Annotated in this window: 17 protein-coding genes and 1 pseudogene; 9 read left to right on the forward strand and 9 right to left on the reverse strand. The window is 43.5% G+C overall.

The window, feature by feature from the left end:
* Positions 1–98 precede the first annotated feature (98 nt).
* From K9W43_07075 to K9W43_07085, 3 genes are all read left to right on the forward strand, one after another.
* Positions 99–1,187 carry an N-acetyl sugar amidotransferase gene (locus K9W43_07075; protein MCF2136995.1) on the forward strand — a complete coding sequence of 363 codons (1,089 nt, stop codon included), beginning with the start codon at positions 99–101 and terminating at the stop codon, positions 1,185–1,187.
* Positions 1,188–1,298: 111 nt separating this feature from the next.
* Entirely contained in the window at positions 1,299–1,943 is a 645-nt protein-coding gene (locus K9W43_07080; protein ID MCF2136996.1) for a glycosyltransferase family 2 protein, read from the forward strand.
* A 47-nt stretch (positions 1,944–1,990) separates the two neighbouring features.
* The gene (locus tag K9W43_07085) at positions 1,991–2,443 is read left to right on the forward strand and encodes a GNAT family N-acetyltransferase (GenBank protein MCF2136997.1); all 453 of its coding nucleotides are present in this window, start codon (positions 1,991–1,993) and stop codon (positions 2,441–2,443) included.
* Between the two features lie 46 nt (positions 2,444–2,489).
* Here K9W43_07085 and pseC read toward each other — a convergent pair whose 3' ends face one another.
* From pseC to K9W43_07100, 3 genes are all read right to left on the reverse strand, one after another.
* Positions 2,490–3,626 carry a UDP-4-amino-4,6-dideoxy-N-acetyl-beta-L-altrosamine transaminase gene (gene pseC, locus K9W43_07090; protein MCF2136998.1) on the reverse strand — a complete coding sequence of 379 codons (1,137 nt, stop codon included), beginning with the start codon at positions 3,624–3,626 and terminating at the stop codon, positions 2,490–2,492.
* Between the two features lie 12 nt (positions 3,627–3,638).
* Positions 3,639–4,643, reverse strand: coding sequence for a polysaccharide biosynthesis protein (locus K9W43_07095; protein MCF2136999.1), 1,005 nt, complete (start codon positions 4,641–4,643; stop codon positions 3,639–3,641).
* Positions 4,644–4,742: 99 nt separating this feature from the next.
* A complete protein-coding gene (locus K9W43_07100) occupies positions 4,743–5,516 on the reverse strand; it encodes a glycosyltransferase family protein (GenBank protein MCF2137000.1) in 774 nt (257 codons plus the stop codon).
* A gap of 127 nt (positions 5,517–5,643) precedes the next feature.
* On the opposite strand from K9W43_07100, the gene pseI reads away from it, so the two are divergent.
* The 4 genes from pseI to K9W43_07120 all read left to right on the forward strand — a co-directional run bounded on the left by pseI (position 5,644) and on the right by K9W43_07120 (position 9,070).
* Positions 5,644–6,693, forward strand: a complete 1,050-nt coding sequence (gene pseI / locus K9W43_07105; protein ID MCF2137001.1) for a pseudaminic acid synthase — start codon at positions 5,644–5,646, stop codon at positions 6,691–6,693.
* Positions 6,694–6,735: 42 nt separating this feature from the next.
* The gene (locus tag K9W43_07110; protein ID MCF2137002.1) at positions 6,736–7,410 is read left to right on the forward strand and encodes an HD domain-containing protein; all 675 of its coding nucleotides are present in this window, start codon (positions 6,736–6,738) and stop codon (positions 7,408–7,410) included.
* A 38-nt stretch (positions 7,411–7,448) separates the two neighbouring features.
* Positions 7,449–8,225, forward strand: coding sequence for a competence/damage-inducible protein A (locus K9W43_07115; protein MCF2137003.1), 777 nt, complete (start codon positions 7,449–7,451; stop codon positions 8,223–8,225).
* Between the two features lie 74 nt (positions 8,226–8,299).
* A complete protein-coding gene (locus K9W43_07120; GenBank protein MCF2137004.1) occupies positions 8,300–9,070 on the forward strand; it encodes a hypothetical protein in 771 nt (256 codons plus the stop codon).
* Between the two features lie 8 nt (positions 9,071–9,078).
* On the opposite strand, the gene K9W43_07125 is transcribed toward K9W43_07120, so the two are convergent.
* The 4 genes and pseudogenes from K9W43_07125 to K9W43_07140 all read right to left on the reverse strand — a co-directional run bounded on the left by K9W43_07125 (position 9,079) and on the right by K9W43_07140 (position 10,664).
* On the reverse strand, positions 9,079–9,333 hold the full coding sequence (locus K9W43_07125) for a DNA-directed RNA polymerase subunit H (GenBank protein ID MCF2137005.1): 255 nt from the start codon (positions 9,331–9,333) through the stop codon (positions 9,079–9,081).
* Positions 9,322–9,636, reverse strand: a pseudogene (locus tag K9W43_07130) (restriction endonuclease). Before K9W43_07130 ends, K9W43_07125 begins: the two are co-directional and overlap by 12 nt.
* Before the next feature lie 233 nt (positions 9,637–9,869).
* Positions 9,870–10,190, reverse strand: a complete 321-nt coding sequence (locus K9W43_07135) for a hypothetical protein (GenBank protein ID MCF2137006.1) — start codon at positions 10,188–10,190, stop codon at positions 9,870–9,872.
* A gap of 3 nt (positions 10,191–10,193) precedes the next feature.
* Entirely contained in the window at positions 10,194–10,664 is a 471-nt protein-coding gene (locus K9W43_07140; protein ID MCF2137007.1) for a hypothetical protein, read from the reverse strand.
* 224 nt (positions 10,665–10,888) lie between these two features.
* On the opposite strand from K9W43_07140, the gene K9W43_07145 reads away from it, so the two are divergent.
* A complete protein-coding gene (locus K9W43_07145) occupies positions 10,889–11,314 on the forward strand; it encodes a hypothetical protein (GenBank protein ID MCF2137008.1) in 426 nt (141 codons plus the stop codon).
* A 20-nt stretch (positions 11,315–11,334) separates the two neighbouring features.
* On the opposite strand, the gene K9W43_07150 is transcribed toward K9W43_07145, so the two are convergent.
* Positions 11,335–11,898, reverse strand: a complete 564-nt coding sequence (locus K9W43_07150; GenBank protein MCF2137009.1) for a ribbon-helix-helix protein, CopG family — start codon at positions 11,896–11,898, stop codon at positions 11,335–11,337.
* Positions 11,899–12,218: 320 nt separating this feature from the next.
* On the opposite strand from K9W43_07150, the gene K9W43_07155 reads away from it, so the two are divergent.
* Entirely contained in the window at positions 12,219–12,497 is a 279-nt protein-coding gene (locus K9W43_07155) for a hypothetical protein (protein ID MCF2137010.1), read from the forward strand.
* Positions 12,498–12,554: 57 nt separating this feature from the next.
* Here the strand turns inward: K9W43_07155 and K9W43_07160 are convergent, their stop codons facing one another.
* On the reverse strand, positions 12,555–13,208 hold the full coding sequence (locus K9W43_07160; GenBank protein ID MCF2137011.1) for a hypothetical protein: 654 nt from the start codon (positions 13,206–13,208) through the stop codon (positions 12,555–12,557).
* Between the last annotated feature and the right edge of the window lie 28 nt (positions 13,209–13,236).

A 13,236-nucleotide genomic window follows, 5' to 3' on the forward strand; every position in this document is an offset into this window, starting at 1 on the left:
CCACGATTTTTGCGCTATGACGGTGAACTCGGCCAATAAACAACAATCTTATAAACTTGCCAGTATTGGGTACTCCGCATAATTGAGGTTGATTCTTCATGGAACGCTGTAAGCGATGCACAATGCCTAACACACGTCCGGGATCAATTTTCAAAGATGGTGTATGCCAAGCATGTCGTAACTATGACTTGCGTTCTACTGTTGATTGGGATAAGCGAAAACAGGAACTGCGAGAGCTGTGCGACAAGTACCGCAGTGATGATGGAAGTTACGACTGTATTCTGCCGGTCAGTGGTGGCAAGGACTCGTATTTTCTTGCACACACTTTGGTTAAAGAGATGGATATGCATCCGCTTCTTGTTACAGTTACGGATAGTTTTACGCATACAAATGCCGGAGTTCACAACCTTCGGAATTTAATCGAAACCTTCAAACTGAACCATTATCTGTATACCATTAATCATGATCTGTTCAGAAGAGCAACACGAATTGCTTTTGAAGAAACAGGGGAATGTCTGAAATTTGTCGAATATGCAATATATACAATCCCTACACTTGTAGCTCAGAAATTTGATATTCCTCTTGTTGTTTTCGGGGAGAACTCTGCTTTTGAATATGGTTCAACCGAGACCAATTTCTATGATGCCACCCCCGTAGTACAGGCCATGTCTGATGCCTTAGAGAAAGACCGTGACTGGTGGGTGAAGCATGGTCTGACCAGTCCTGAGGTCAGTTCTATTCAACTAGATAAGAACAAGGATCTTCCTATAGTCATATACATGAGCTACTTTATCCCTTGGAGCAGTGTTCGTAATCGTTCTGTTGCTAAGAGATATGGGTTCAGAGATCTGACTCATGAATGGATTCGTGAGGGTTACATAGAGAACTTTGAACAAATAGACTCGGTCGCCTATATGGTGCATCTTTGGATGAAATATCCGAAATTCGGTTTTCAACGAGTTTCCGATATAGCTAGTAGACGAGTACGAGAGGGGCGTCTTACACTTGAAGAAGCAAGGCGTCTTATTCGTGAGGGTGATTCAATCCTTGATCAGCGGGCACTACAAGATTATATCGACTTTCTGGGTTATACCGAGAAAGAGTTCTGGGATATTGTGGAAAAGTTCTGGAATCGGGACATTTTCGAGCAGCGCGATGGCGAATGGGTTCTGAAAACGCCTCTCTGACATTCCACAGATTCCTAGAGCATAGAACGTTAATAGGCTGGTGTATTCACTAGATATTCAATCTATGAACAATGGGGATGTGTTTCAATCCTGAAACCCGCGATAACCGTCATAATTCGAACCTATAATAGTCAGAATACGATACAACGCGCTCTTGATAGTGCTATAAATCAAACACTGTCCCCAGACCTCTATAGAATACTGGTGGTTGACGATGGCTCATCTGATCAGACACTGGATATCGTTCAGAGATACAAGAATATCGATGTTCTTCTGTGCGATCACCGGGGTGCGGTTCAAGTTCTAAATAGTGCTCTTAAGAAAGCGACCACTCCCTATTTTATATTACTTGACTCAGATGATTGTTTTGAGCCGCGTATTCTAGAGAAACAGTATAATGCACTTCTCAGGGATCCATCTATTGACTTTGTATATTGCGACTACTATGAAGTCATAAATGGGATTAAGAAGATTGTTTCCGTCAAGGATAATCTCTTCCATACACTCGCGGCAGGCATTATGCATTCAATGAAACTTATACGGCTGCACGGGTATTATGATGAGACCTTGGTCTTCCCTGAGTACGATTTTTTGATGAAAATACTCCCCACAGCACGAGGATATCATATTCCCGAGCCATTATACACCTACTACAGAATGGATACTAGTCTGACCTCAAAAAAGGATCTTGTTCAGAAAGGTCGAAAACAATTATTTGATAGGTATGGGAAACAACTATCAATACGGGACTTTTAGGAGCGAGTGAATTGGAAGCGCCAAGTTTGAATGATGGATACGTTTTCTTGGATTCTGTTAAAGATGAAGATCTTGAGCTGCTTCTAGCTTGGAGATCGCATCCTGATGTGTATCGCTACTTCCATGCACAGAGTTCTCCGTTACATTGGGACGAGCATTACAAGTTCTGGACTACCCGAAAAGATCGACTTGATTGGATAATATCCGTAGACGATGGCATACGTAAACGTAAGGTTGGGAGCGTGAATGTGTCTCACCTTTCAAGTCCCGCACCTGAGATCGGTATTTTCATTGGTGAAGTGACACTTATGGGACACGGAGTTGGGAAACGTTCTCTGAAGCTAGTTCTTCTTTATTTGAAATCTCAGGGATATCTCCGAGCAACAGCCAGAATTGCTGAAGGTAATATTCCGTCACAGCGCTTATTTGGATCATTAGGCTTTGTTCGAAAAGAGAAGATCCCCGATGCGGATGCTTATCTTTACGAACTGGTCTTTTGACTTTCGCTTGTTTATGAACCTTATTTGTCGTATGAACGGTACATGGCTATTTCAAGAAAAGTTGAAGTGATTCGAGAACATACTGAATCTCTTCATCGGTGAGTTTGGGGAACATCGGCAATGATATGATCCTCTCATAAAATGCCTCTGTCTGTGGCAAGAATTCGTCCTTATAGCCCGACGACCTATAATATGGATGCCAATAAATGGGAATATAGTGAACTTGGCAGAATATTCCTCTGTTTTTCAAGAAATTAAATAATTCTAATCGCATTTTTGCATTTTCCACTTTGATCACATAGAGATGATATGCATGAAACTCGTAATTTCTCTCTTGAATAATCTCGACCTTGTCGCTGTATTTTTCGAAAAAGTCATTGTATGTTCCTGCTATCTCTCGTCTCTTTTTGATGAATTGATCAATTCGTGATAGTTGCGACAGACCGAGGGCGGCCTGAATGTCAGTCAGCCGATAATTATAGCCGAGCTGATGCATCTCTTGATACCATGGTTCAGTATGTTGTGTTTGGAACTTTCTCTGATCCTTTGTGATTCCATGAGATCTAAGACTTCGGAGAAGTTCATTCATCTCTTTGTCATTGGTAGTGATGACACCCCCTTCGCCTGTTGTGATATGTTTCACTGGATGTAGACTGAAGGCGGTAAGGTCTGAATAACGATTGTCCCCTATTTTCGAATCTCTATATTTTGCACCTATCGCATGACTTGCATCCTCAATGACAAATAGATCATTCTCATGAGCGATTTTAGAAATCTCGGTGCGTTCGACTGGCAATCCCATATAATGCACGGGAATGATACCTACGGTTCGCTCTGTAATATGTTGGGGAATCTGTTCGGGGTCAAGTAGACCGCGTTCAGTTATATCTGAAAATACAGGGGATCCTGAGTTATAGAGAACGCAATTTGATGTTGCCGCGAACGACATGGGTGTGGTTATCACTTCAGTATTAGGGGCGACTCCCAGAGCTTTTGCAGCAAGATGAAGCGCTGCTGTTCCACTTGTGACCGCAATAGCATATTTCGCGCCGACATATTTGGCAAACTCTTTTTCAAAGGTGTCGATAAAAGGGCCAGTCGTCAGGAAGTCCGAATCCAAGACTTCCATAACTCGTTGTTTGTCCTCCTCGGAGATCCATTGTTTTCCATATGGAATTCTCATTCTCCCACTTCCTTAGAGTAGGTTTAATTTTTCTAAATACTTTTTAAGATCTTCTTTTGAAAGCACGTGATCCTTTGATGAGTATTCTTTTAGTTCCCCATTTGCCATGTGTTGGCCCTTTTGCATATAGATGGGTTGTTCAATTTCGTCTTGATATTTTCTTATGAGTGATGTAATCGCAAAAATATCTTTATATTTATATGTTAAAGGCATCTCATATTCATTGATGAGAAGCTCGTGAATCTTTTCACCGGGGCGTATCCCTATAATATCAATGGGATTATCTGCATGAAGCAAGTCCTTTAGTACATCAATCAAGTCAATGATGCGTGTTGACGGAATGAATGGTACAATGACCTCGCCGCCTACACTATAGGCAAGTGCTTTCATGATCAAATCAACAGCCTGATCTGCTGATATGATAAACCGTGTCATGTCCGGATGGGTTAGCGGGATCGGTTCTCCTCTCTCGATTTTTTCCTTGAAAATTGGAATGATCGAGCCGGTGCTGGCAAGTACATTTCCATAACGTACACAGCTTAAGAGCGTCCTTGATTTTCCTTTACTATAATTGGTTTCTGTAAAGATGCGTTCTCCAAGAAGTTTGCATGCACCATACGAGTTCAATGGGGCGCATGCTTTGTCTGTAGAGATAAACAGGGCATGGCGCACATTATTGGCAACAGCGGCATTTGCCACATTCAAGGTTCCAATAATATTGGTCTTGATCGATTCGGCCACATTGTATTCAATCATGTCGATTCTTTTCAATGCGGCTGCATGAATTATTATGTCCACACCTTTTGTTGCGCGTTCCAACCGTGGATAGTCCCGCACATCGCCTATCAGATTTCGAATGTATGGGTTTTCACCAAATTCGACATTAAAATGAAAATGTTTGACTTCATCTCTACTGAAGACTCTGATGGACTGAGGGGAGTACCTTAGAAATCTTTTCACGAGGCTCTTCCCAAGGAAACCAGTGCCCCCTGTAATCAGGATTACCCTATCATGCACGAGTTCAGCAATTTTTTTATCAAAATCAATCAAAAGGTACTCACTCTCTGGTTATGTACTATTCCACCAAACACAACAATGGCCGTAATTTGAACTTTGCTATGTCATTCTTGTGTCTACTTCTTTGAAATGCTTCTGTTTGACACCACTGTTGATTGTAGCAATTTCTGGATGGGCGTCTAAAAACTCTATTATTTTGCGATGATCCGCATTAATTAGGTCTTCTTTGAAATGATCATAGATGGCTAAAATTAGTCTGTAATCAGTTTCAGTGTCAACGCATAGTCGATATCTTGGTCTGCAATCCGGAGGCTCCGGGAAGAGATACTCTGTGGTGAAATTCTCTTGATGCGTGTACAAATATGGCATCACATGTTCTCGTTCATATTTTTCGGTGGCCTCTGAAGCTGCTATTGCCAAGGACTCAAACTTAGCCACTTCGACATCAAATCCCCTCGGATATGCACACTCCTTATTTTCTCCTATGGAAATAGTGAGATAATCCACGTCTCTTTCGAGAAATGATACAACCGCGTAATCGATGAGTTTCGGAGAGATGACCGGGCAGTCGCCAGTGACTCGCACAACAACATCCGCCTGCTGAGATTTTGCGGCCTCGAAGAATCTTGAGAGAACATCATCTTCTGACCCGCGAAATACCGCAAAACCAAGATCCCTCACATATTCTGCTAATGGGTCGTCTGACGGATTGGTGGATGTGGCTAAGATGACTTTATTGACTAGGTGAGCTTGACTCGCCCGTTTTAAGACGAGTTCAACGATCGACCAACTACCTATTTTTTTGAGAGATTTTTTTGGGAGGCGGGATGAGTTCATCCGTGCTTGGACAATGCACACAATATTTTGAGTCATTGTTTTTCAATAAATTTTGTATTTGCAAACGTTAATGAGTTTGTCTATCGAATAAATTGGCTTCATGCTATTCTGTTTCTCCAAGAATCTATATATGATGTTTATAGTTGGATTAGTTGGTGACTAAATGAAGACTATACTGATTGATAATATTGCAGTTGGCGATAACCAACCCGTCTTCATTGTTGCTGAGATCTCTGCCAATCATTTACAAGATTATGATCTTGCTGTGAAGCTCATTGATGCCGCTGCAAAATCGGGAGCTAATGCAATCAAGTTGCAGACCTATACGCCCGATACTATCACACTCGATTCCGACAACGATTATTTCAAAATAAAACAGGGGACCATATGGGACGGGCGCACTCTCTATGATCTCTATAGCGAAGCATATACGCCTTGGGAATGGCAGCCAAAACTGAAGAAATATGCAGAGGAGCAGGGGCTTGTATGTTTTTCGTCACCTTTTGATTCTACTGCCGTAGATTTCCTAGAAAAAATAAATATCCCGGCCTATAAGATCGCTTCTTTTGAAATCACTGATATTCCTCTGATCGAGTATGTTGCTTCTAAAGGTAAACCTGTTATTATCTCGACGGGGATTGCTACGACTGAAGATATTGAAGCGGCAGTCCAAGCATGTAGACGACAACACAACAACGACATAATTATTTTAAAATGCACCTCTGCCTATCCCACCCCACTACAGGAAGTAAATCTGCGAACTATGCCGGACATGAGGAGCCGCTATGATTGTCTTGTGGGCCTATCCGATCATACTAAAGGGGTTTCCGTTCCTATTGCATCAGTGGCACTTGGGGCATGTATGATTGAGAAGCATATAATCTTGGATCGAGATATGGGAGGGCCCGATGCAGCATTCTCATTGGAGCCTGATGAATTCAAATCCATGGTTACAAGTGTACGTGAGGTCGAGGAGGCTCTGGGTGTAGTTGATTATTCTTTGACCAGTAAGAAGAAGAAGAGCCGAGAGTTTGCGCGTTCGCTATTTATAGTGAAGGATATTGCTGCTGGTGAAAAATTAACTCCTGACAATGTTCGTTCGATTCGGCCCGGATACGGTCTTCCCCCAAAATTTCTGAAGGATGTGCTTGGGCGAACAGCGAAAAAAGAAATTAAACGAGGCACGCCTCTCACATGGGATCTGCTGGAATAGTTTTCTAGTTCCGCTTATCATCGCCGACATGTTTATTTTTAATTGCCTGAGTTACTTTCAATAATGAACAACCCTCTCATTACTCGGCTAAAAGAAAGGATCTTACGTGAGACCTCATTAGTTGCGAATCAGGACTGGCAACGGATTGTTAACACAGATGGGCCTCCAATTTACAATTATCGCAGGGATCATGTTGCAAGTGTTGTTGCAACTGCCTGTTATCTGGCCAAAGAAGCAGGTGCGGACATGGATGTTGTATTAATTGCTGCTTGGTTGCATGATGTTGCCAAACCCGGTCTTGGTGGGCCTGATGATCATGGCGTTGAGGGTGCAAAAATTGCCACACAGATTTTGACTGATGAAGGTATTGATTCAAAAATGATTGAGCGTGTCACATATGCGATCCGCTCCCATGTTGGTCTTGTACGTGATACGCCTCTTGATACTGTCGAGGCTCAGGTATTATGGGAAGCTGACAAACTTGTAAAACTGGGGGTGATTGGGTTTATCCATTATGTTATCAATGGGCTTCAGCTTAAACCCGGGATGGGACTGGTGGATCTTCATAGCAAGCTGGAAGAGTTTCTCCCGCTTGCAGAAAAAATTGCAGGAAGCATGATTACTCCGCCCGCCAAACGAATGGCAAAGGAGAGGCTTCAGGTTCTAAAAGATGTTGTTTTATCGTTGAAGCGGGAATTATATTTTGGTGGTGAATAGATATTACACGAGATATTCGCACAGTTGGAATTCTAGTAATTGGAAACGAGGTTCTTGATGGGATCATCTTGGATACAAATTCTAATTGGCTGGCACAGCAACTTGTTGTCTTGGGACTGCAACTCGTGCGTGTGGCCGTTGTGCGTGATGATCCTGCCGAAATTGGGGCGGGCTTGGATTTTCTTACGGGAATGTGCGACTTGGTTCTAACATCAGGTGGTCTTGGTCCGACCCATGATGATATGACTCTTACAGCCATTGCAACAAAATACTCGTTAAATCTGATTGAAGACCCCACTGCCCTTGAAATAGTGCGCAGGCAATATTTGCACTTTTACGAACAAGGCGTCGTAGATTCTCCGGATATGTTCCCGGCAAGAAAAAAGATGGCCACGATTCCTTATGGAGCTATTCCACTTGATAATCGCGTGGGGGGTGCTCCAGGCATACGTTTAGAGTTGGACGGTACGGTGATCATATGTTTACCCGGTGTGCCTTCCGAGCTCAAGCACATCTTCGAGCAGGAAGTTGTTCCATGGATACGATCAAATCTTGCTGGAACGTATTATGAAGAAGTAGTTGAGTTTAAGATCCATGACGAGAGCGTTTTCGCTCCATTTATAGACGAGGTGATGAAGAAACACCCCGGTGTCTATATCAAGTCAATGCCCAAACGTTATGGGACGACCAATGTTCTCAGGGTCTGGGTCTCAGCACGAGGGGACGATTTTGAACAGTTGAAGAAGCTCGTCCAATCTGCAATCCACGATCTGGCTCATGTATCCGGGGTAGATGTAGTCGACCATCAATCCTGATCAATGGTGGTCAGCATCTATCTCCGACAGATATATCCGTTGGTTTTCTCGTTCCATTTTCGAGTGTGAAATTGGTGCAGATTGAACTGGTCATTGAACTTGGTGATCTTGTTGTTTTTACAATAGGCCTCTTCTACGTGCTCATGGTCTTGACAATTGGTGATTTACTTCGCCGAAAGATGAACTATAGCCCCGACTTTACGAGAAAGGTGATTCACCTCTTTGCGGGCGGTGCGATCTGGACTGTTCCGTATTATCCTCATCCTTGGATGGCAACGGTATTGGCGGCCACGTTTGTTGGATTTCTTTTGATTGCGGGTTCTGATCGCTTCAGTCACTATTTTGAGGCGATGGCACGACCCGAAGACTTGGAGCAGGGAAGTGTCCGAGGGCCATTCTGGTATGCGGTTTCATTAACAATTCTTACGGGCATCTTCACATTCAGCGGGTATGAACGGCTCTATTTCATCGGAGCGGCAGCAATCCACATCATGATGTTCGGTGATGGTTTCTCTGCACCCATTGGGATTTTGTACGGGAAAAATCACACACGCACGATTAATGGTTCAAAGAGGAGTTTCCATGGTTCTATGGCCCTATTTGTCTTTGGATTCATTGGGGCCTTTGCTGCATTCTGGTATTTTGGTGTGGTGCACTATGGAGCATTTCTGTCAGGTTCTACTATGCTGTTGCCTCAAATGTTGGTCCTTGCCCTTATCGGAGCAGTATCTGCAACTCTGATCGAACTTGTGAGTCCAAAGGGCACGGACAATACCACAGTACCACTTCTGACTGCACTCATCATGTTCTTGGTGGGTATGTGGATGGGCGTTGTGATCATCTAGATGATTCACTAGGAGCCTTCGACGACGAGCCTATAATAGTAGGTCTTACCAGCGGTCCGGCTATCGCGCTCGATTCTGACGACTTGGCCGGGTTTGGCTCCGAGCACACGAGCAGCGGGATCACTTCTAAGAATCCGTGGGAGTTGTGTCTTGTCTATCCCGTAGTGATTGAGGACTATCTGAATCTCATCTTTAGTGGCAATCCTATGCTTGGGGACCAGTTCGTGATCGAAGAGGTCAAAAGACGAATAGTTACCCTGGATCAATTCGACATGGCTCTCTCGTGCCTGTTTCTTCGCAGCGGGCGTGAATCTGCTGCCTCCGATGAGCATACCCTCTGGAGCTTGAACTTCCTCCATATTCCGGGCAATGTCTTTTACTAAGGCCACTCCGACAACACGTGGCTCTTTGAAGATCCACACAACGGATTTTGTGACGACATCATCTTTGACTCTCTCAGGGAATAGCACCCACCGTTCCTCATACTCGAACAGTTCGTCGGCCTTATAACCCCGGAGTCTCAAGAGCTGCCTAGTCTTGATAACTATGCTTGGTAGATCCACCATGTCAAAACACCTGTACAGCGCGAATATGTTCGCTCTTTAGTGAACATATAAAGATTGTCAAGTAGTAGTCCCCGAAAAATGTCAGTCGCATATGGTGATAGATAGAATCGGTGAGTAGTCGGACAGATCCGTAGCAAATTCTAGTGTCTACTTGATTGACACGATTGTGGACTGGAAAAAGAGGAGATCGATACATGCAACGTACAACATTACATGTATCTAGACTACCAATATTAAATAAATAGATATAGGAAGATCGCAAAATCTGCAATTGCCATTACTATTATTGTTGTCAATGCAAGCTTGTAGAGATCAATGTCTTGTCTAAGGGTTCCACGTTTCACCAACACATACCCTAGAGCCATAAACGCGAAAAATAGTATTAATACTACAATTCCATGGCCTGTCCAGTGGTGGCCTGTTATTGCTATAAAGACCCCTTTGAACTCCTCACTTGATTCTTTTCCAATTGTTATGATCGTATTGGCTATCGATACAAGCATTAATGAAAATAGTGCAGAAATTTGTGTGGCTTTAGCCGTTTCATCGTCCATTATCTACGCACCACCAAATCCGATTTTTAGTCCCGCAATGATAATTCCGCCCATGCCTTCTATGAGCATGACTCCAATTACTAACATTGCTGAAAGAAGGGCTATTGTCTTCCTGAAGTTTGGATCGTTCAATTGTTCATCAGTGACAAAATATCCAATGATTCCCAAAGCTATCGCAAACCAGAACCCGGAAATAAAAATATGTTCTTTCGTTTCCATTATGAGCGTGTGAGCCCATGCCACTTCTCCAGCCGTGATTATTGCTTTGTCCGCCCCATAGTATACTACGTACCACCAGCCAGCTATTACATAGGTCAGAGCACTAAAGACAATTAATCCGATACTGTACATTTTGAATCGCTTTGCAGAGCCACCCCACATACTCTCTCCGAACATCAGTACTGCGAATATCATGACCAGTACCGCTGTAAATACATGGGTTGAACCTGCAAGGATTATCCATACACTTTGCATATATGATCACATCCGAGTGTTACACTTCCACCGTTTATTGGATAGTTTCAAAATGTAACTTATGACATATATAGGTTCGCTTAGGTCTCTTTTGTCGAGTCAGCAGTGTAGGTCTCGTTGGATTTTGTCATTGCCGAAGGTTATTATTTCGGTTTACACATAGTACGAAGATACAAATAGACTGATGCAGAGATATTTCACGACTAGATCCGAGGCGATAAGGGATGGCCGGGTTAACAAAGGGAATGATCGTTGATGTTATGGCAGAGCGTACGATAAGGATCCCTGAGGAATTTTATAAGAGCAGTGTGTCGACCGATGTTCAAGCGGCCATAGTGATCTATTTTGAGCGAACAGGCGAGATTCGATTCATTCCGATGAAACGATCGGGTGGTGCACGTGTACGTTTAGAAGTTGAGAAGGTCAACCCCGCACTGATGCAGACAATGACGCATCTGTTTAAAGAGCTTGACCTCACTGTTCTCTATACTACGGGATTCTGCTATGAACAGAACCGCTGTATCTATGAAGTATACTTTGCTACTGACAATATTGTTGAGAAGGAGCCGCATATCCGAAAGATCCTTGAGAGCATACCTGGGCTCTACGAGAGCGAGTTCGAGATATTAGAAGTCGGAAAACAATGGTAGTGGGCTCTCCGATCTCATTACTATTTGATTCTGAGAGCCACTGTATCTTTTGTGCTGGTCGTAACTCTTTCTAGTTTGACCTTCAATAAAGATTCTAAATATCCTCTAACGAACGGTGCCGGATAGAATGGGCTGCCGACGACAATAAGGTTCTCATGAAGACTGATTGCGCCCCACCCCTGATCCTGAAGAATTCGAAGGACGAGTTGGTAATTCTTAGGATCTTGTGGGTCTTTCTCATAGAATAGTCTTACCACATCTGCTACTGGTGTCTGCGCTCCAGCAGTCACACCTAGTTCATACTGATCAGCAGGGGTGAGTTTTGAAAAATACAATGACGAGAGAGTCTCGCTCTCCAACACAACTCGACTCGAATCGATGTATATTCCGCGCTCGCTCCATTTGTATACAGTCAGGTCGATAAACCATCTGACCGCATCCTCGATCAACTGGGCACGTGACCGTCCAATTCTGTCTTGTACAAGATCATCAATTCGTGAAACCAATGATTGGCTCATTGTGACGCTGATGATTCGTTTTTTGTCCTCATCTGTAGTATCTTGCTCAGACTGTTTTCGAGCCATTTGCAGGTTCTCCTCCTGAATGGTGCACTTCCTCTTTCTGCAGTGTTGGTTAATATTCGTTATTTACCACTACTGAGAATGAACAGGTATCATGTGTTCCTACTATTTCAATCTTCGGAATTCCCTTCCGCCAAGTGTTAATTATAATATTTTACCCCTTTGATTCTTCAACTGTGTCATTGTTTCACATCCAGTGCTCTTAGTAAGGTGTGCTTTCGTGGGTCCAATATTGTATTAGGGACTGATTCGATAGGCTAGCAAAGAAACATTCTAAAGTGAATTCTCAGCCACTTAATCAACTGAACAACTGAGGTCTTGATTTGGGCTATTGTGAACTTTGGCTCGAGATGCGAACACATGATCGTGCCTTTAGAGTCGCATTGCTTGTTCCTCTCGGGTTCAATATTCCAGATGATTTTCAGCGTCTTAAGATGCAAGATGAAATACCCGAACGTGAGTTTTACGTCAGTCAATGGTTCTCAGGCATTTTTGCAGCCAAGACTGCGATGGAAGATGCTGCTATGTTCTATAAAGAGAGTGATATTCAGTTCTTGTTTTTTAGAGAGATCCGACCTGTGACTCTCACTGTGCCTACCTGATCTATAGAAAAAGAAAGAGTTGAGGGGCAAGCCCCTCTAATTTATTTACTTAGAAATTCACGGTGCTGGCCATGGGATGACAAGACCCAGCATAGTTGGCGCAAAGATGACTACTATTCCCACGCCAATTGCAGCAAGTCCGATGATGATGCTGATCGGAGTCCATGAGAAGATCTTCCCAATGAACTGAATTATTTTTATCAGTAGACCTCCGACGTTGTAGACCACTGCGAAAATGATGAAGCCAATGACCGCCATCCACTTCAGTGAAATGATCTGAGTGATGTATGGGCCAATGTACGGGTATGCTGCGTACGGTGCCAGCAGGCCGTAGATTGTGAAAGTTGCAAAGATGGCAACAGCCAGTGCAAACACAGCCGCGATAGGCATCTTTGATAGTAATCGCATCACCAACGAGAATCCAACGACAACAAGAACTCCAGCCACAATGACTCCATTGGGATTTGTCACGTACACGACGTATCCTACAAGGATATCCAGTGCGCCCACAAAGAATCCCAGAAAGGAACCGATTTTTACGAGAATGTCAAAGATGGTTCCCAGCAAGGGAATTGGATCTGTGATGTTCTCGAAAAGCCAGATTGCGGCAAGGATACCCGATCCGATAAGCACCCATCCAACGACCACCGGGTCTTGGAAGAAGGCCATGATTTCGTCAAGACTAAGGTCAAACACTCCTAGTTGTAGCATTATTCACACCTCGGAGCAACAATGAGAG

The organism is Candidatus Thorarchaeota archaeon (assembly GCA_021498125.1).
Taxonomy (GTDB): domain Archaea; phylum Asgardarchaeota; class Thorarchaeia; order Thorarchaeales; family Thorarchaeaceae; genus B65-G9.